16 protein-coding genes and 1 pseudogene are annotated in these 17,700 nt (G+C 58.8%); 6 read left to right on the forward strand and 11 right to left on the reverse strand.

All coding sequences use genetic code 11. The features are described 5' to 3' along the window. Positions 1 to 34 precede the first annotated feature (34 nt). From CHH27_RS05815 to CHH27_RS05840, 6 genes are all read left to right on the forward strand, one after another. Positions 35 to 1,606: an ABC transporter ATP-binding protein gene (locus tag CHH27_RS05815; RefSeq protein WP_094070751.1), complete on the forward strand. Its 1,572-nt coding sequence runs from the start codon at positions 35 to 37 to the stop codon at positions 1,604 to 1,606. Further along, on the forward strand, positions 1,606 to 2,694 hold the full coding sequence (locus CHH27_RS05820; protein WP_094070752.1) for an ABC transporter permease: 1,089 nt from the start codon (positions 1,606 to 1,608) through the stop codon (positions 2,692 to 2,694). Before CHH27_RS05815 ends, CHH27_RS05820 begins: the two co-directional genes overlap by 1 nt. After that, the gene (locus CHH27_RS05825; RefSeq protein WP_094070753.1) at positions 2,687 to 3,601 is read left to right on the forward strand and encodes an ABC transporter permease; all 915 of its coding nucleotides are present in this window, start codon (positions 2,687 to 2,689) and stop codon (positions 3,599 to 3,601) included. The genes CHH27_RS05820 and CHH27_RS05825 overlap by 8 nt, the downstream gene beginning before the upstream one ends. A gap of 95 nt (positions 3,602 to 3,696) precedes the next feature. After that, positions 3,697 to 4,761 (forward strand): BMP family ABC transporter substrate-binding protein, encoded by a 1,065-nt coding sequence (locus CHH27_RS05830; protein ID WP_094070754.1) that lies wholly within the window; start codon positions 3,697 to 3,699, stop codon positions 4,759 to 4,761. Positions 4,762 to 4,901: 140 nt separating this feature from the next. After that, positions 4,902 to 5,849, forward strand: coding sequence for a patatin-like phospholipase family protein (locus CHH27_RS05835; RefSeq protein ID WP_094070755.1), 948 nt, complete (start codon positions 4,902 to 4,904; stop codon positions 5,847 to 5,849). A 551-nt stretch (positions 5,850 to 6,400) separates the two neighbouring features. Beyond that, the gene (locus tag CHH27_RS05840) at positions 6,401 to 8,221 is read left to right on the forward strand and encodes a bifunctional diguanylate cyclase/phosphodiesterase (protein ID WP_198338358.1); all 1,821 of its coding nucleotides are present in this window, start codon (positions 6,401 to 6,403) and stop codon (positions 8,219 to 8,221) included. Positions 8,222 to 8,278: 57 nt separating this feature from the next. Here CHH27_RS05840 and CHH27_RS05845 read toward each other — a convergent pair whose 3' ends face one another. The 11 genes and pseudogenes from CHH27_RS05845 to CHH27_RS05895 form a co-directional block, all read right to left on the reverse strand. Continuing rightward, on the reverse strand, positions 8,279 to 8,500 hold the full coding sequence (locus CHH27_RS05845) for a hypothetical protein (RefSeq protein WP_094070757.1): 222 nt from the start codon (positions 8,498 to 8,500) through the stop codon (positions 8,279 to 8,281). Further along, the gene (locus CHH27_RS05850) at positions 8,497 to 8,961 is read right to left on the reverse strand and encodes a hypothetical protein (protein WP_198338359.1); all 465 of its coding nucleotides are present in this window, start codon (positions 8,959 to 8,961) and stop codon (positions 8,497 to 8,499) included. The genes CHH27_RS05845 and CHH27_RS05850 overlap by 4 nt, the downstream gene beginning before the upstream one ends. Positions 8,962 to 8,965: 4 nt before the next feature. After that, positions 8,966 to 10,204, reverse strand: coding sequence for an agmatinase family protein (locus tag CHH27_RS05855; protein WP_247646196.1), 1,239 nt, complete (start codon positions 10,202 to 10,204; stop codon positions 8,966 to 8,968). 11 nt (positions 10,205 to 10,215) lie between these two features. After that, a complete protein-coding gene (locus CHH27_RS05860) occupies positions 10,216 to 11,043 on the reverse strand; it encodes an ABC transporter ATP-binding protein (RefSeq protein ID WP_094070758.1) in 828 nt (275 codons plus the stop codon). Next, the gene (locus tag CHH27_RS05865) at positions 11,040 to 11,861 is read right to left on the reverse strand and encodes an ABC transporter permease (RefSeq protein ID WP_094070759.1); all 822 of its coding nucleotides are present in this window, start codon (positions 11,859 to 11,861) and stop codon (positions 11,040 to 11,042) included. Before CHH27_RS05865 ends, CHH27_RS05860 begins: the two co-directional genes overlap by 4 nt. A gap of 63 nt (positions 11,862 to 11,924) precedes the next feature. Continuing rightward, positions 11,925 to 12,994, reverse strand: a pseudogene (locus CHH27_RS05870) (putative urea ABC transporter substrate-binding protein). 453 nt (positions 12,995 to 13,447) lie between these two features. Continuing rightward, entirely contained in the window at positions 13,448 to 14,491 is a 1,044-nt protein-coding gene (locus CHH27_RS05875; RefSeq protein WP_094070760.1) for a glycosyltransferase family 1 protein, read from the reverse strand. Between the two features lie 262 nt (positions 14,492 to 14,753). Then, on the reverse strand, positions 14,754 to 14,942 hold the full coding sequence (locus CHH27_RS05880; protein WP_094070761.1) for a hypothetical protein: 189 nt from the start codon (positions 14,940 to 14,942) through the stop codon (positions 14,754 to 14,756). 54 nt (positions 14,943 to 14,996) lie between these two features. After that, complete coding sequence (locus tag CHH27_RS05885; protein WP_094070762.1) at positions 14,997 to 15,584, reverse strand: carbon monoxide dehydrogenase subunit G; 588 nt, start codon at positions 15,582 to 15,584, stop codon at positions 14,997 to 14,999. 21 nt (positions 15,585 to 15,605) lie between these two features. Beyond that, a complete protein-coding gene (locus CHH27_RS05890) occupies positions 15,606 to 16,409 on the reverse strand; it encodes an XdhC family protein (protein WP_247646251.1) in 804 nt (267 codons plus the stop codon). Positions 16,410 to 16,495: 86 nt separating this feature from the next. Beyond that, the gene (locus CHH27_RS05895) at positions 16,496 to 17,698 is read right to left on the reverse strand and encodes a VWA domain-containing protein (protein WP_094070764.1); all 1,203 of its coding nucleotides are present in this window, start codon (positions 17,696 to 17,698) and stop codon (positions 16,496 to 16,498) included. Positions 17,699 to 17,700: the final 2 nt, after the last annotated feature.

Raw genomic sequence — 17,700 nt, forward strand, 5'->3', positions numbered from 1 at the left:
GCGGCACGCTAAGGGGGACAGTTTGGCGGATACGATGACTTCAGAGGCGGAAAAGGGCAGCGACTCGCAGGACAGATCCGAAAAGGACACCTTGCTGGATGCACGCGGACTGACCAAGCGCTTTGGCGACATTCTCGCCAATGACAATGTGGATCTGATGATCAACAAGGGCGAAATTCATGCGCTCCTGGGCGAGAATGGCGCCGGAAAATCCACGCTGGTCAAGATGTTCTATGGCTCGCTAGAACCGGACGGTGGCGAAATCCACTGGAACGGCAGGCGCGTCGACATAGGCAACCCGGCAGTGGCAAGAGAACTCGGCATCGGTATGGTGTTCCAGCACTTCTCGCTGTTTGAGGCCCTGAACGTTGTTGAAAACATCGCGCTCGCGCTGCCCAATCCGGGCAACATGGCCGAGCTTGCCAAAAAGATCGAAATTGTCTCGCGCGACTACGGCCTGCCATTGAACCCGCAGGACGTTGTTGCAGACCTTCCCGTCGGCATCCGCCAGCGCATCGAGATCGTTCGGTGCCTGTTGCAGGAGCCCCGGCTGATCATCATGGACGAACCCACATCCGTGCTGACACCCCAGGAGGCCGACCAGCTGTTTCTGACACTGGAACGGCTGGCGGGGGAGGGCTGCGCGGTCCTTTACATCAGCCACCGGCTGGAAGAGGTGAAGCGCATCTGCCACCACGCCACGATCCTGCGTCATGGCCAGGTGGTGCGCGAATGTGATCCCACGAAGGAAACACCGGCCTCTCTGGCCAGCATGATGGTCGGCTCCGATGTAGCTGCAGTCAGTGCAAGCGAGCAGAAACCGGATATCGGCGACGTGCGCCTGGGACTGAAGGGGCTGTCGGCAAGGGCTTCAACTCCCTTTGCGACTGCGCTCAACAACATTTCCCTGGATCTGAGATCGGGTGAAGTGGTGGCCATCGCGGGAGTCGCCGGCAACGGACAGGGCGAATTGTTCGACGCAATTTCAGGTGAAATGCAAGTCGCAGCTGCCATGGTCGAGTTGGACGGCAAAGCCTGTGGCACAAGAAACATCACCTGGCGGCGCAAACAGAATGCTGCCTTCGTGCCGGAAGAACGGCTCGGCCATGGGGCCGTCCCGGGCATGAAGCTGTCACAGAACATCGTTCTGACCCGGCACAGCACGGGCGACGGTCTTGTCAGTGGCGGTCTGGTTTCCGCAGCCCAGGCCGGCACAATGGAAAAACGCATCAAGCAGAATTTTGATGTGCGCATGTCCCACGACGATCCGGAAGCGCGCTCATTGTCAGGCGGCAACCTGCAAAAATTCGTTGTCGGCCGCGAGCTCGACCGCGAACCGGGTGTTCTGGTCGTCAACCAGCCAACCTGGGGCGTCGACGCCGGAGCCGCCGCTCTCATCCGGCAGGCTCTTATCGACCTTGCCCGCGCCGGGTCAGCCGTTCTGGTGATCAGCCAGGACCTCGATGAAATCTTTGAAATTGCAGATCGGATCGCCGTGATCTCCAGAGGATATCTCTCCGAAGCGGAACCTGCTGCCGACATGACCCGTGAACGGGTTGGCTTGCTTATGGCCGGCGGCGCAGAAACACAAGGGGAGGTCGCCTGATGCGGATCGAACTGGTCAAGCGCAAGGAACACAGCCAGGCGATGCTGCTGCTGTCGCCGTTGATTGCCGTCGGACTGACCGCAATCGCAGCCGGACTCATTTTCTCAATATCCGGCCATAACCCGTTCATCGCGCTCTATAAATTCTTCATTGAACCGCTGACGCAGCAATGGTCGCTCGAAGCAACGATCGACAAGGCGACACCGCTCATCCTGATCGGCTGCGGACTGGCGGTCTGTTATCTCTCGAACAACTGGAACATCGGCGCGGAGGGCCAGTTTGTCATTGGCGCCCTGTTCGGCTCCGCCTTGCCGGTCCTCTATCCGGAGTTCGAAAATTTCGCCACGCTGCCGCTGATGCTGGTCTTCGGAGCGATCGGGGGTGCCCTCTGGGCCATGATCCCGGCGCTCCTAAAAACCCGGTTCAACACCAACGAGATCCTCACAAGCCTGATGCTGGTCTATGTCGCCAGCCTTGTCCTGGATTACCTGGTGCGCGGCCCCTGGCGCGACCCGGGAGGGTATAATTTTCCGGAATCCCGGATCTTCTCCGACGCAGCGACGTTGCCGCAGGTCTTCGGCGGTCTGATGAGCCTGGCGACACCGATCACCATCGTGGTTGCGCTTGTCCTCGCGCTCGTACTTGCCAGGACACTGAAAGGTTTCGAGATCCGTGTCATGGGCGAAAGCCCACGGGCCGGAAGCTTTGCCGGGTTCTCCTCCAAGCGTCTGACGATCTTCGCCTTTGCCCTGGCCGGTGCCCTTGCAGGCCTTGCCGGAACCATGGAAGTCTCCGGTTCCCTCAACCAGCTGCTGCCGAGCATCTCGCCGGGATACGGTTTTACGGCGATCATCGTCGCCTTTCTGGGGCGCCTTAACCCGTTCGGCATCATCGTCGCAGGCTTCGTGCTGGCGCTTTCGTATATTGGCGGTGAGGCCGTTCAATCCGCCATGGGTGTTTCCAACAAGATCGCAAGCGTGATCCAGGGCCTGCTCCTGTTCTTCGTGCTGGCCTGCGACACGCTCATTCTGTACCGCATCCGCATGGTGTCCCGCCGTGTTCCGACCGGGGAGGCCTCCCATGTTTGAAGCCGTTCTTCTGACCGTTATCACCGCGGCAACACCGCTTCTGATTGCCGCCGTGGGCGAACTTGTGGTCGAACGCTCAGGCGTTCTGAACCTCGGTGTGGAAGGCATGATGATCATGGGGGCCGTGGTCGGGTTTGCCGTTGCCAACCAGACCGGCTCGGGCGCTCTTGGCGTCGTTGCCGCAATAGCCGCCGGCATGGGCATGTCGGCCCTGTTCGGCTTTCTGGTGCTGGTTCTTGTCACCAACCAGGTGGCCACCGGCCTCGCGCTGACCATTCTGGGCATCGGCTTCTCGGGCCTGATCGGCGAGGCCTTCATTGGGGTTCCGGGATTGAAACTGCCTGAACTCTATGTCCCCGGTCTGTCGGACATACCGTTTATCGGGCCGGTTTTCTTCCAGCAGGACGCTATCGTCTATATGGGTTTTGCTCTTGTGGCACTTGTCGCCTATGTCCTCTTCCGCACCCGTCTTGGTCTGGTCCTGCGAGCTGTTGGTGACAATCACGGGTCCGCCCATGCGCTTGGGTATTCGGTCATCAGGATCCGTTTCGCGGCGGTTCTGTTCGGCGGAGCCTGTGCCGGGCTCGCCGGAGCCTATCTCTCGCTGGCCTACACACCGCAATGGGTGGAAAACATGTCGGCCGGGCGCGGCTGGATCGCGCTGGCACTGGTGGTGTTCGCCTCCTGGCTGCCGCTGCGTGTTGTCATCGGCGCCTACTTGTTCGGTGCCGTCAGTGTCCTGAACCTGCACGCCCAGGCGATTGAAATCGACATTCCGTCCCAGCTGCTCTCCAGCCTGCCGTATCTTGCTACTATTTTGGTACTTGTGCTGATCTCGGCAAACCGCAGACTGACGCTGGTCAACACGCCTGCCTGCCTCGGCAAGCCCTTCGTTCCCGACCGGTAAGCCTCCCAGCCACCGGTCAGTCCAGGCGCCGATGCGATCAGGCGCCGGACGGGTTACAAGATCGCAAAGAGAAGTCAAACCAGAGGGGAAACCATATGAAGTCTCTTTTGAAAACCACAGTCGCCGCCCTTGCCTTTGCAGCGGCCGGTTCTGCTGCCAACGCGGCCGACGTCAAGGCATGTTTTGTCTATGTCGGTCCGGTCGGCGATTTCGGCTGGTCCTACCAGCACGACCAGGGCCGTCTCGCCGTTGAAGAGAAATTCGGAGACAAGGTCGAAACCGCTTACCTGGAAAGCGTGCCGGAAGGACCGGATGCCGAACGCGCCATCGAACGGTTCGCCCGTGAAGGCTGCAACATCATCTTCACCACGTCCTTCGGCTACATGAACCCGACCATCAAGGTCGCCAAGAAGTTCCCGGACGTGAAATTCGAACACGCCACCGGCTACAAGACCGCAGACAACGTCGCGACCTATAACTCCAAGTTCCACGAAGGTCGTTACATCATCGGCCAGATCGCCGCGAAGCAGTCCAAGTCCGGTGTGGCCGGCTACATCGCATCCTTCCCGATCCCGGAAGTCGTGGCCGGCATCAATGCATTCCTGCTGGGCGCTCAGTCCGTCAATCCTGATTTCAAACTGAAAGTCGTCTGGGTCAACACCTGGTTCGACCCGGGCAAGGAAGCCGATGCGGCCAAGGCTCTGATCGACCAGGGCGCCGACATCATCACGCAGCACACCGATTCCACTGCACCGCTGCAGGTGGCCCAGGAACGCGGTGTACATGGCTTTGGTCAGGCGTCGGACATGATCAACTTTGCCAAGGATGCGCAGTATACGGCCATCATTGATGACTGGGCGCCGTACTATATCCATCGGGTCCAGGACGTTCTGGACGGCACATGGGAAAGCGGCAGCTCCTGGGAAGGTCTGGCGGAAGCCCACGTCGTAATGGCCCCCTATACCAATCTGCCGGACGATGTGGTTGAAATGGCAAAGGCGACCGAAGAGAAAATCAAGGGCGGCTGGGAGCCGTTTACCGGTCCGATCACCAAGCAGGATGGCAGCGTTGCCGCAGAAGATGGCGTGAGACTGGATGACGGCGCCATTCTCGGCATGAACTGGTACGTCCAGGGCGTCGACGACAAACTTCCGCAGTAACGCGGAAACCAGAAAGGCCGGGACCCGTGTTCCGGCCTTTTTCCTGCCGACCTCTTCAGACCATTGGCGGAAACGCCCCACCGGCTCTATCCTGTCATCCGCTTCGCCTCCTGAAAGGGTAATCGACAGACGGGTATCAGATGATCCAAAGACGCGACCTCATGATTGCCGCGGCCACCACAGCTGGTGGCGCCTTGCCGGTCCTGAAAGCAGCATCGGCTCAAACAGCAACCGTTTCCGCGTCCCCTACGGGTAGACAGAAACAATCGGATCAGTTCGCGCTTGCTTTGGGGGGAGGCGCCGCCAAGGCATTTGCCCACATTCCGATCCTGGAGGCGATGGACGACCTCGGCGTCCGACCAGCCGAAATGGCAGGCACCAGCATGGGCGCCATTCTGGGCGGGTTCTATGCCAGCGGCATGAGTGGAAAGGACATTCGTGCTTTCACGGTCGAGCTCTTCACGCGCAAGACCCAACTGTTCCAGAAGCTGTTCCTGAAAGACGGACGGACCTGGTCCTCCCTGTTCGACGTTTCACGGCCCGCGATCATGGACCCTGTCGTCCTGTTTGAAACCGTGTTTCCGGCAGGCCTCGCCAGTGACTTTTCAGATCTTCAGATCCCCTTGAAAATCATCGCCACGGACTTTTACAGCCAGTCCGAAGTGGTGCTGGCGGAAGGAGAGGTGTTGCCGGCGATTGCGGCCTCGTCTGCACTTCCCATGTTGCTCACGCCGGTCGATATCGATGGCCGCATCCTCATTGATGGCGGTTTCGTCAATCCCACGCCGTTCGATGTCCTGCAGCAGGGGCTCTACCACACGGTCGCCGTGGACGTGACGGGAGCGGAATTCGACACCAGCAAGGGGCTGCCAAGTGGAATGGAAACCTGGATCGGTTCGTTTTCCATCACGCTGCACTCGCTTGTTGCCGCGAAACTTGATTGCCGGCAACCGGATCTGTTGATTGAACCACCCATCGGCCGGTTCAAGACCATGGATTTTTTCAAGATCGAAGACCTGCTTGAGGCTGCGGAACCGGCAGGGGAAACCTTCAAGCGAGGCCTTTCAACGCTCCTGGAAAAGACCTGACGTCCTACGTGAAGCACAAGACCTCAATGAAAGAACATAATCGCGACCATCGGCAAAACACACATGGCGAAGTCGCAACAGGTTAAAAATGACGTTGCGTCTTTTTGTATTTAGATGGTCTTAACGGTTCTCGGGTCTAATTTCGCCGATCGTGCGAAAAGGGGTGGGACAGGCTCAAACACGATCAGGTCGGATTGACCCCCGTTCACGCAAGTTTCGAGAAAGATTGCGGGGCTAAGGTTGGACTGACAGATCAAGACCGGCAATTGAAGGGAGAGTGGGTCTCCAGGCGATTTCCGATTTAGGCAAACCGGGGGGCACCGGTTCGTCCAGGACAGAGACGATAAACCGGAAAGGGCTATCAGGACGTTCCGTTGGAGCGTCAATAATCTGTCGTCGGGACGGTTTCGCCAATGCGATTTCAAAATCTATTGCATTTTGGACTTCCAACACTTTGCGCCGGCTTTGCATTGCTGATCGGCGTGAATTTCCTCTTTCTGTTTCAAGCACAGACGGAAATGCACCGGTCCTCAGACCGGGAGCTGGCAGTCATGTCCGACGCAAAACGTATCAGCACGACCGATACGGAGACACTGATTGCCCGATTTGCCGCCTTGCAGATCCAGAGTGATGCTGTTGCAGCACGCAGAACATACGCAGATTTGCTGGGGCGATTGAATTCCTGGCCGAACCTGACCTACCGCGAGGTCGTGGGGCAATCCGATTACATCGACGAAAAAATCAACAATATCCGCAAAAGCAGTCAGCGGGTTCTGCCTTACCTGGACAATCTGTCGGACCACACCGCCACCAGCAACGCCCTGATCATCCTGCAGGGGATCAATATCTCTCTTCAGCAAATCAACCAGATGGTGCTGCAAGAGGCGGTCCGCCAGTCGGAAGCCGCCCGGGTCGCGTTTCAGTTCCACCAGCTTTTGCAAGGCGGGCTTGTTCTCGCATTCGTTCTTTCCGGCATGGGCTGGATAGGCCTTTTGAGCGCGCAAATGTCAGCCTTTCGTCAGCTTGCTGCAACAAGCCGCGAGCATGCCGATGACCTGGCAAAAAAACTCAGTCACGACACAGCGACCGGTCTGATCAACCACAATGTATTTCTGGAGCGTGTTCGTGAGGTGGGTTCGAGCCTGTCGGAGGACCAGACCCTCAGTGTCCTGAGCATTGATCTTGAAACCCGACTTCCTGCCCATACAAAATTCAGTCAGGCAACCGAAGAAGCCGTGATTGCTGCGACCGCAGACCTCCTGCGACACGCGGCTGATCGCCTTGATGCGCCAACTTGCCTTGCCCGATCAGCCGGCAAGGGCTTTCTGCTGATGTGCGTTTCCGAACCCGAAATCGGCCTGCCTGCAGCTGAAATTGCCAGCCGGATCCATGACATCTTCCTGCGACCTGTGCAGACCCCGCTTGGTTCGTTCCAGATTTCGCCTGCCATTGGCTATGCGAGCTCCTCGTCCCTTGAAAGAGATCCCGCTGACGTTGTGCGCAACGCCAGTCTGGCCGTCGCCAACGCGGTCGACCATGGCCGGCGCAGGGTGACGGTTTTCGAACCAACGATGCAGGCGGAGCTCGAGCGCCGCATGATCGTGGAAAACGCCCTGTCGACCGCAATCGACGAGAATGAGTGCCTGCCGCATTTTCAACCGCAGTTCAATCTGACCACCGGGCGCATCTTTGGGGTCGAGGCCCTGGCGCGCTGGTACCATTCGGAGCTCGGCTGGATTTCTCCTTCTGAATTCATTCCGATTGCCGAAAACAACGGTGACATCGTTTCTCTGGGTTGGAAAATCCTCGAGACGTCCTGTTCGGAAGTACAGTTGCTTCCATCAGACCTTTCCTTGTCCGTCAATCTGTCCGTTGCGCAGATCCTGAGCGATGATGTGGTTGCGATGATGGATGAATGCCTTGCTCGCACGGGACTGCCGGCCAGACGCCTGAAACTGGAAGTCACCGAGGCGACACTCATGAATGACCTGAAGCGCATCCAGGCCACATTGACGGAGTTGCGCGCTCTCGGCGTCCGGATTTCACTGGATGATTTCGGCGTCGGCTACTCGGCACTTTCCTATCTGACCGATTTCCATTGGGACGAAATCAAGATCGACGGGTCCTTCGCCGGCAAGGCCGTGAAGGACCATAAACAGCGGGATGTCCTCAAGCTCGTGCTCGGCATTGCCGAGACGATGGGATCGTCTGTGCTGATAGAAGGCATCGAGACCGTCGAACAACGCGACGTTCTGGTCGATCTGGGCTGTAGGAACGGGCAGGGCTACCTGTTTGGCGGCCCGATGGCGATCGACGACATCACGACGCTTTTCTTCAACGCCCAGGGTCAGCGCAGCTTCGCTGGCATATAGGCCGACTGGCGGCGAACCGTTTAGAACTCGCCGCAACAGTCACGCGTGCAGTGCAGGTCAGCTCGCTCGGTCCGACGGCGACTGTTCTCGCTTCTTGAAGTATCTCCATGCGGCAAGGCCTCCTGCGATCACCGCAAGCAACAGGACGACATGAAACGGTGAACCGGCGATATGAGCGAGGCCGGACGAGAGGCTTGTCAGTTCCCCATGCTCTCCAGGATGTGCCAGCGAGGGCAGTGTTGTTGCCATCAAAATGGCAATGGCCAGGGCGGTTTTCATTCTGAAAAATCTCCTTGGGATTGGCGCTTGAGAAGAATGTCGAGAAGGTCGATGTCGGACCGCTCGCTGAGCGAGACATAAGTGAAAGTCATGGTTTCCCGCGCCTGGACCATGCTTCCGGGGAAGGGCATGTAGACCAGGTCTCGCGAGGCAAAAGCCGGCGACGCGGTGCCGATCTGCCAGTTGCTCTCGATCCGGGCGTCTACCAGATGCTGTTCCAGGCCGTCCTGTCCCTGCCGATGAAAAGGGACACCCGAGAGGCGGAGATAACTTGTCTTGTCTTCTGCTGCCCGGAAGCCGTCGATGAAACTGACTGAAAGGGCCTGGAGCTCCTCCGCCCGGTCGGACGCAGAGCTGCCATGAACATGCGAATGCAAATGATCGGAAGCAGCATGATTGTGGTCATGCGGATGGTGGTGGTGATCGTGAGCGTCTTGAGAATGCGAATGACCGTGTCCCATGACGTCACACCACCTCCGGTCCGGCCGGAATGGAAACCGGCTTGTCGATGATCGACTTGTGCGCGCCCATCTTGCCGTGAGAGACAAGCGTTCCCAGCACATCGACAATCACGCGGGTCGCGAGCAAGGCGGTGATGTCGGAACAGTCATAGGGCGGCGAGACCTCGACGACTTCGAGACCACAGATGCCCTCCTTGGCGACGAGGGAAACGAGTTCCAATGCTTCGCGGGGCAGGAACCCACCCGGTTCCGGCCAGCCGGTCCCCGGCACAAAGCCGCAATCAACGCTGTCGATGTCGAACGAGATGTAGACCGCGTCGGCATCCTTCCAGGCAAGCTCCAGAGCACGGGCAGCGGTTTCCGCCAGACCAAGTTCTTCCACGTCGCGCATGGTGAAGATGTTGGTGTTTCGCTCGCGAGCCACCTCAACCCCTTCGCGTGGGACCTGCCAGCCGCCGATACCAATCTGGACGAGGTTCACCGCTGGCACGTTGACCAGGTCCGTTGCGTGGAACCAGGGCGTGGTGTGCATGCGCTCATCCAGGTCCTTTTCCTGAATGTCGATATGCCGGTCGAAATGAACGATGCCGATGCGCTTCGAGGTGCACTGGGCAATGCCCCGGACACAGGGGAAGCCGATGGAATGATCCCCGCCGATCATGATCGGCAGAGCCCCGGACGACGCGACGTGGGATACCGCCCGCGTAATCTGGTCAAAGGTCTTTTCGATATTGGCCGGGATCGTGAAGATGTCACCAACATCGCAAAGCGTCATTTGCTCGCGCAGGTCGACACCCATCTCGTAGTTATAGGGCGTGTAAAGCGCTGAGATCTTGCGCACGCCCTGAGGGCCGAAGCGGGTGCCGGGCCGGTAAGTGGTTCCACCGTCGAAAGGAATGCCGATCACGGCGGCATCATAGGCACCAACCTGCGTCACGTCCTCGATATAGGGAGCCTTCAGGAAGGTATTGATCCCGGCGTAATGGGGCAGTTCACCTCGCGCGAATGTCGGGATCGATTTGTCGGTCAGACTGTCCGAGCCGGTCAGTCCCATTCGAAGGGCCCAGGCCTTTTCCTTTTCCCAGGCAGCTGACGGCAACAGGCCTTCCTTTTCGGCAGCCTTCCAGCCTCTGAGTTGCAGCTTGTCGAAGTCCGGATGATGTTGGCGGCTGGCCGGATCGCGCGTCACGGAGCCTGCTGCCTTGTGATGCGTCTGCGGTCCCGCGACATGAAAAGCGGTCATGGAAGTCCTCATCAAGGGTTGGTGACAGTATTGGATGAAGAAGGAGACGTTTCCGGCAGCCGCAGCGCACCGGCCAACACCTCCGGATCGGGTGAAGCCTTGTCGTTGGCACCCGTCAAAGGAAGGTCGTAGGTGATAGTCGCCCCGTAGGCCTGCGGGGCCTGCGGGTCGTGCCGGATCTTGTCAAAGACGAGCAGTCTGGTCCCGAGCTTGAAGGCTTCATGAATGTCATGAGTGACCATGAAGATGGTCATGCCGAGTTCCTGCCACAGGCCAAGCAGTAGATCGTGCATGTCGACGCGAATGCCCGGATCAAGGGCTCCAAAGGGCTCGTCAAGCAGCAGGATGCTCGGTTTCTTGACGAGCGCCTGCGCAATGGCAAGCCGTTGCTGCATGCCGCCGCTGAGCTGGGCCGGGTACTTGTCCGATGCGGCATGAAGCCCGATCCTGTGAAGAAGCTCGTCGATCTCTTCCAGCGCGGAACGTCTTGAGGCGCCGAACAGGCGCCCGGTCCATTTTGCGGCTTCGAATTCGCGGGCCAGGATCAGGTTTTCCGCGACCGTCAGGTGTGAAAACACGGAATATTTCTGAAACACGATGCCCCTGTCCGGGGTCGGCTCGTCCGGAAGTGCCTGACCGTCCAGCAGAATTTGACCGCGGCTTGGCAGCTCCTGGGACAACAACATGCGCAGGAAGGTGGACTTACCGCAGCCGGAGGCCCCGACGATGGTACAGAATGAACCGCTCTCGACATCCAGGTCCACACGCTCGAGAACCGGAATACCGTCGTAAAGCTTGGCAAGGCCGCGTACAGAAAGCTTAACGGAGGAAGAGCTCATAGCGCATCTCCTCCCAGATGGGCCCAGCTGAAGCTTCGGCGGGACAGAAAACGCAGCAACTGATCGAGCAGGAAGGCCAGCAATGTGATCCAGACGACGTAAGGCAGGATCACATCCATCGCGAGGTAGCGCCGGACCAGGAAGATCCGATAGCCGAGGCCGGTCGTGGACGCGATGGCTTCTGCCGAGATCAGAAAGATCCAGGCCGGGACCAGACCGAGGCGCAAAGCCGTGATCAGTTTCGGCAAGACCTGCGGCAGAACCAGGCGCGTCACCATCTGCCAGACACTGGCACCAAGGGTCTCCGCCTTGATGATCAACTCGCGTGGAATGTCCAGGACGGCCTGGGCCATCGAACGGATCATCACGGGTGCCGTCCCGATGACAATCAGTGCAATCTTGGCAACTTCGCCAAGTCCGAAAGTGATGAACAGGATCGGCAGGATCGTGATCGGCGGGATCAGCGAGAAAGTTGCGAGATAAGGGGCAAAGGCGCTGCGGACATGGGGGATGAACCCGATCGCAATTCCAAGCGAGAGCGCCAGCATTGTCGACACGGCCATGCCGGTGCCGAGACGCCAGAGACTGTCATAGGTATCGATCCAGAGCAGCAGGTCGCCCGATCGCCGGTCAGGAACGGTCGCCATGCGCCAGAACGCATTCGCCATGCTGTCCAGCGACGGCAGCAGCTTGTCCGCCGGGTTGTCGAGCCGGCGATAGTGACTGGCAACGGCATAACCGATCACTGTAAGCGCAAAGGGCAGCAGCCCGAGCGCCAGTGAGGTCACGCGCGAAGGTTTGCGATTGATGATGCGCATTGGAAAACCCGCCCTGTCGATGCGCCCGGAAGAAAGGTCCGGACGCACCCGTTTCAGTCGAACTCAGAGCGTGCCTTCGGCAGCCATCGCCATGAAACTCGGATCGAACTTGAGTTTGACATTGCCGCTGTCGCCGTAGACCGATCCGTCAGGGAACGAAACGCCGACGAATTCCGGGCTGGGCGCGCCTTCGCCCAAGATGCCCTTCTCAAACAGGAATTCCGCCACGAACTTCATGGTTTTCGGAAGCTCTGGCGACTCGGTGAAGGCGACTGCTTCGGCGGGCGTGTAGAACATCTTGGTGGTGGCAAGCTGCGCATCATACCCGGCCAGGTCCGTCCCGGATGCTTCGGCCATCGCTGTCCGCGCGGCAATGCCTTCTTCGCTGTCTGAGGACATGATCCCCATCAGCTCATACCAGGCACCGACTAGCGCCTTGCCGAAATTCGGGTTGTCCGCGAGCGTTTCCGTGTTGACCATCATGACGTCGATGATTTCTCCGGGAATTCCGGAACTGTCGAACACCTTGGTCGCGTTCGGCTGGGCCTCGATTTCAGACAGAAGCGGGTTCCAGGTGACCACCGACGTCACGTCTGGCGTGGCATAGGCCGCGATCATGTCGGCATCGGACGTGTTGACCACGGTCAGGTCACGTTCACTCAACCCCACGGTGTCGAGTGCGCGGGCCAGAAGATAGTGCGATACGGACAATTCAACGAGATTGACGGTCTGGCCCTTGATGTCGGCCAGCTCGGTCTTGTCTTTCAGGATGATGCCATCATTGCCGTTTGAATAGTCGCCGACGATCAGCGCGGTCGTGTCTACGCCACCGCCGGCCGGAATGGACAGGGCATCCATGTTGGTCATCGAGCAGCCGTCATACCCCCGGCCGTATATTGGTTGATGGATTCCACATAGTCGTTGATCTGCACGATCTCGACGCTGATATCGTATTTGTCGGCCCATTTCTTCATGATGCCGCTGTCCTGGAGATAGCCCCAGGGCATCCAGCCGACATAGATCGACCAACAGACTTTGAAGTCCGACTTTTCCTCTGCCTGCGCAGGCATGAAAGACATGGGCAGCGAAAGCGCTGCGGCGAGAAGGGAAGCTTTGGCAATCGATTTCAGCATCTGTGCGCGTCTCCTGTCATGGGCCGGACCGAGAAACGGTCTGGTTTCCGTCATGAGATTTCTGCGCACGTCCGGGAGCCAGGTTCGCGCGCGCGAAACCTCGTGCAGTTGTCTCCCGGGTTTTTGTCCCGCCGTGTCACCGGTCTATGTCGGCAATGCGCCATTTCGACCGGCTTGCACCTCTCGGTCCTGCGTCGTGTCCGACCGGATCCCTAGGCGCGCTGCACGGTGATACCGCAGCAAGACCGATGCCAATTTTGACGATGATCGGATTTATGAATATTTTACAGATACTTAGATAAAAGGATCTGGCCGGCTCATAATGAGCAAAAGAAATGCAGACAAAAATTTGAGTAAAAAGCAGGCATCATTGAGCAGAAACACGCCACGGCGCGCAGATTGGTCTCTGGCTTGCAAAACGCCTCAGGTACCTGGATCAAACAACGCCACCAATCAGGCCGCCTTGTTCCGCTTTCCTTTTTCAAACGCTTCCTGGGCGCGTTCGATATTGTCCAGGAACTGATCTGTGCAGGCCGCCCAACTCTGTTCAAGGGCGGCTACCCGGCAACGCTCGCGTGGAACATCGAGAGCCTTGAGGCAGGCTTCGCGCAGGTCTTCCGAAAGGAACCCGACCGCATTGTTTCCAATCACGTCAACAGGACCCATGACAGGAAAGGCCGCTACAGGCGTCCCGCAGGCAAGGGCCTCCAGCAACACCATGCCGAACGTGTCCGTTCTGGAGGGAAACACGAAGACATCTGCAGCCGCGAAATGATTGACCAGGTCCGGTCCGGTTCTGGCTCCTGCAAAATAGACATCGGGATAGCTGCGTTTCAGGCTTTCAAGCTGTGGCCCGTCTCCGACAATGACCTTCGAACCTGGCAGATCGAGGCTCAGGAACGCTTCCAGGTTTTTCTCAACCGCTACCCGGCCGACATTCATGAAAATCGGCTTTGGCAGATTATCCGGTAACACGGACGAAATCTTCGGCTGGAACTGCTCGGTATCCACACCGCGCGACCAACGCATCAGGTTGCCAAAACCACGTGTCTTCAAATCCGTCTCCAGCATGGTGGTCGCTACCATGCAGGCCGAGCCAGAGTTATGAAAACGGCGAAGCCAGGCATAGAGCGGTCCGAGAGGCAGCGGCATGCGGGCGGCGACATATTCCGGAAAGCGCGTGTGGTAGCTGGTGGTGAAGGTCCGGCCCATCTTGCGGGCGGCGGACGCAGCAAGAAGGCCTAGCGGGCCTTCGGTTGCGATATGCAGATGCTCGCAGGCGCTATCCTCGATGTGGCGCATAAGCGTGCGACGCCGTGTCAGTGACAGGCGAATTTCCGGATAGGTCGGGCAGGGGACTGTCCTGAACGCCTGTGGCGTCAGAAACTCAGACCGGATACCGCGCCTCGTCAATTCCCGAGCCGTGTATTCCAGCGTGCGGACAACACCATTGATCTGCGGATACCAGGCATCCGTGACAAACAGAACCGACGTCATGTGTTGATGGAATGCATCTTGAGTGACCGGGGAGGCCTCGCACCACAGTCAAAGAAATTGCACAGGATCGTTTCGCTCAAATGCTTTTTCCAACAGCTAGAACTGGTCTTCTTGTGTCGTTCACATGCGACTCAACTTATCGCACTGACAATAGCCGTCTGAAACATAGGCGAATAGCCACACAATTAAAGTCCGGCGCACGCAATTCTGGTAGCAAGGCAAGCTTTTATCATTCTGGCGTCCCCTCGAACGGGGATATTTCTTAGCTGGCGAAAGAACAGATCTGTAACAGCGGTGCCAGGTGATCTTCTGCGAAACCGAGACAGCAGGAATGTGCAACGGCCAGAAATGCTGTCAGGACAAGGCCTGCTCCCAGAGCCAATTGAAGCGACGGATCGCGCAGGATCTCGCGAAGGCCGGTTTCCTGTTGAGCGTCCAACTGGTGATACATCTATGTTCCTCCCGATCTGATCCGGCGCTGTTTCGAACAGCGCCGGAGATTTGCTTATTCTGCGGCTTCCGACACCTTGTCGTCTTCGTCTGACGGTTTCTTCTTGCCTCCGAAGAGACCTCCTAACCAGCCTTTCTTTTCAGAAGCATCAGCAGCTTCTGCGGGCTCAGTACTTTCCGGACCTTCCTCCTCACCGGCTGACGGCGCAACCTGTTCGCCAAAAGCCGTGAAGAACTCGCCTGCCAACCGTTTGGCGGTGGAATCAATCAGGCGTGCCCCGAGTTGTGCAAGCTTTCCGCCGACCTTCGCGTCGACTTCATAGTGAAGGATCGTTGCGTCCGGCCCGTCTTCCTCCAGGCGGACCTTCGCGCCACCGCGTGCAAAGCCCGCCACACCGCCGGATCCTTCGCCCTCGATCGTATAGCCATTGGGCGGATCGAGATCGTTCAGCGTGACTTTTCCGCCGAACGTCGCTTTTACGGGCCCGACCTTCAGCTTGACCTTGGCCTCAAGCTCCGTGTCGGAATGTTTGATCAGTTCCTCGCAGCCGGGAATGGCAGCTTTTAAAACGTCGGCGTCGTTCAGGGCCTCCCAGACCTTGTCTCTCGGTGCGGCGATCCGCTGGCTATCGTTCATCTGCATGCAGAAGGTCTCCGTCAGGTGTTAGATGTGTTGAATGTTGCTTTGGCGCTGGTCTTTCCGGCGAACCATCAGGATTTCCGCCAGGATCGACAGAGCGATTTCCTCCGGAGTGATCGCCCCCAGGTCAAGACCCGCAGGCCCCTTGATGCGCTCCAGATCGAGTTGCGCCAGCCCCTTGTCCAAAAGTTTGGTCTTCAGGGAGGCCATCTTGCGCCTGCTGCCGACAAAGGCGATGTGCCGGGCAGGGACCTTTAGCGCCTCTTCCAGCGCTGAGAGGTCGCCGCGCCCCTGGGTGGAAACGATGATGTAGGTGTCTGCCGGCACCGGCGCCACCGCCTGGAAGCCTTCCACCTTGACAGCAGCTCCTTGCAAGGTCTCAAGATCCTCAGGCGGCGCACAGACCGTGATGTCAAAGCCTATGCCTGGCCCCTGAAGTGCAAGCGCCTGCGCAACAGGGCTAGCGCCATAGATGACAAGGGCGGGGCGGGGCAGGACGGGTTCGATGAAAATGTCCATCGTGCCCTGGCTCGGGCACATGTTTTTTGCAAACTGCACGCCCTCACGTTCTTCCCCCGGTTCAACACCGAGCTCTGCCAGCAAATCGGCAGGCTGAATGGAAATCAGCCGGGTCTCGCCATCCTCGAAGGCTGCCTTGGCTGCCTTGATCACGGCCCCCCGCGCGCAACCGCCACCGATCCAGCCACCGACAATGGATCCGTCCCTGGCGATGACAGCCTTGGCGCCAGCCTTGGCGGCCGTAACCGAGATCGTCCTGACGACCGTTGCCAGAACAAAAGGTTCCTTGTCGCCCTGTAGCCGGTTCATCAGGTTCGCAAGATCGCGTGTCACTTCAGGCGTGGCCGGCTGATGCGACCCGGGAACGGAATGTTTCAACGGAGCGTCTCCCATTGCTAGAGCCTTGCAAGATAGGGTTCGAGCGCCGCAAGGCTCTCCAGATTGTGGGCCGGGGCGAAGAGGTCCACATGCGGCAGGGCTGCCTGCATGCCGGCCGTCGCCGGTTCATAGCCTTCCCAGCCGATCATCGGGTTGAGCCACACGATACGCCGGCACCGCCGGCGCAAACGAGCCATTTCAGCGGCCAGGGTCTCGGGGGCACAGGTGTCGTATCCATCCGACAGGATCATCACGCAGGTTCTGGAGTGAAGCACCCGGGCCGCATGCCAGCGATTGAAATCAGCAATAGCTTCGCCGATCCTGGTGCCTCCGCCCACGCCCTGCGCCATGAGGCCCATCCTGTCGAGCGCTCTTCCGGCATCCCTTTCAGACAGAGCAGACGAGACATGCACCAGCCGCGTGTGGAACAAGAACGCCTCGGCTTCCCTGAAGTTGTCGAGAATACCGTGAACAAAACGGGTGAAGACACCCGTGTAATTGTTCATCGAACCGGACGCATCCAGAAGCACGACGAGACGGAGTTGACGCTCGCGCGGTCCCTTGTGAATGAGTTCAAGGGGCGTTCCGCCATGCGCGATCGAATGCCGTATGGTTCGGCGCAGGTCGAGCCTCGGACCTTTCCGTTTCTGACGATCCCGACGGGTCAGACGCACGCGCATGGACCTGGCCAATCGTTCGGCCAGCTCATGAGCCTTTTTCTGAGCGTCCGGGTCCTGGATGTTCCGGAAGTCGACCTGGCCGATATTTTCAGCGATGCTCGCACCTTCGCGTCGGCCGGACGGCGTGTCGCCGGTCTCTTCATCCTCTTCGCCAGGCTTGCGCTCGACATCGCCGGCAAGCGTGTCCTGCTTTGTTCCCTGCGCATCCATCAGCTCACGCACGGTCTTCATGTTCCTGCGTGTGCTTGTGCCGGAAACCTTGACCCCGGACTTCACCCCCCGACCCAGCCAATAGGCGTCAAAAAGCTCATCGAAGCGCTGCCAATCCGAGTGGCGCCCGCAAAACAACGTCCTGAAAGCAACCTTCAGCGATGCCGGCCGATGCAGCATCGATGACCGGATCAGAGCCATCGCATCATCGGTCTCCGCGAGGCCGACCTTGAAACCGCTGTCCCGCAGCGACCGCACAAAGCCGGCCAGCCGCATGCGCAGCACGGCACCGATTTCTTCGCGGCTTTCAAGGGGCAGGGGCGTGCTCATCT

Source organism: Labrenzia sp. VG12 (genome assembly GCF_002237595.1).
GTDB lineage: Bacteria > Pseudomonadota > Alphaproteobacteria > Rhizobiales > Stappiaceae > Roseibium.

What these genes read in the sequence shown, in the direction of transcription:
- CHH27_RS05875 (WP_094070760.1), bottom strand. Translation starts at nt 14,491, where the DNA reads ATGACGTCGGTTCTGTTTGTCACGGATGCCTGGTATCCGCAGATCAAT.
- CHH27_RS05895 (WP_094070764.1), bottom strand. Translation starts at nt 17,698, where the DNA reads ATGAGCACGCCCCTGCCCCTTGAAAGCCGCGAAGAAATCGGTGCCGTG.
- CHH27_RS05880 (WP_094070761.1), bottom strand. Translation starts at nt 14,942, where the DNA reads ATGTATCACCAGTTGGACGCTCAACAGGAAACCGGCCTTCGCGAGATC.
- CHH27_RS05885 (WP_094070762.1), bottom strand. Translation starts at nt 15,584, where the DNA reads ATGCAGATGAACGATAGCCAGCGGATCGCCGCACCGAGAGACAAGGTC.
- CHH27_RS05850 (WP_198338359.1), bottom strand. Translation starts at nt 8,961, where the DNA reads ATGGGACACGGTCATTCGCATTCTCAAGACGCTCACGATCACCACCAC.
- CHH27_RS05865 (WP_094070759.1), bottom strand. Translation starts at nt 11,861, where the DNA reads ATGCGCATCATCAATCGCAAACCTTCGCGCGTGACCTCACTGGCGCTC.
- CHH27_RS05820 (WP_094070752.1), top strand. Translation starts at nt 1,606, where the DNA reads ATGCGGATCGAACTGGTCAAGCGCAAGGAACACAGCCAGGCGATGCTG.
- CHH27_RS05830 (WP_094070754.1), top strand. Translation starts at nt 3,697, where the DNA reads ATGAAGTCTCTTTTGAAAACCACAGTCGCCGCCCTTGCCTTTGCAGCG.
- CHH27_RS05825 (WP_094070753.1), top strand. Translation starts at nt 2,687, where the DNA reads ATGTTTGAAGCCGTTCTTCTGACCGTTATCACCGCGGCAACACCGCTT.
- CHH27_RS05855 (WP_247646196.1), bottom strand. Translation starts at nt 10,204, where the DNA reads ATGACCGCTTTTCATGTCGCGGGACCGCAGACGCATCACAAGGCAGCA.
- CHH27_RS05860 (WP_094070758.1), bottom strand. Translation starts at nt 11,043, where the DNA reads ATGAGCTCTTCCTCCGTTAAGCTTTCTGTACGCGGCCTTGCCAAGCTT.
- CHH27_RS05845 (WP_094070757.1), bottom strand. Translation starts at nt 8,500, where the DNA reads ATGAAAACCGCCCTGGCCATTGCCATTTTGATGGCAACAACACTGCCC.
- CHH27_RS05890 (WP_247646251.1), bottom strand. Translation starts at nt 16,409, where the DNA reads ATGAACCGGCTACAGGGCGACAAGGAACCTTTTGTTCTGGCAACGGTC.
- CHH27_RS05835 (WP_094070755.1), top strand. Translation starts at nt 4,902, where the DNA reads ATGATCCAAAGACGCGACCTCATGATTGCCGCGGCCACCACAGCTGGT.
- CHH27_RS05840 (WP_198338358.1), top strand. Translation starts at nt 6,401, where the DNA reads ATGTCCGACGCAAAACGTATCAGCACGACCGATACGGAGACACTGATT.
- CHH27_RS05815 (WP_094070751.1), top strand. Translation starts at nt 35, where the DNA reads ATGACTTCAGAGGCGGAAAAGGGCAGCGACTCGCAGGACAGATCCGAA.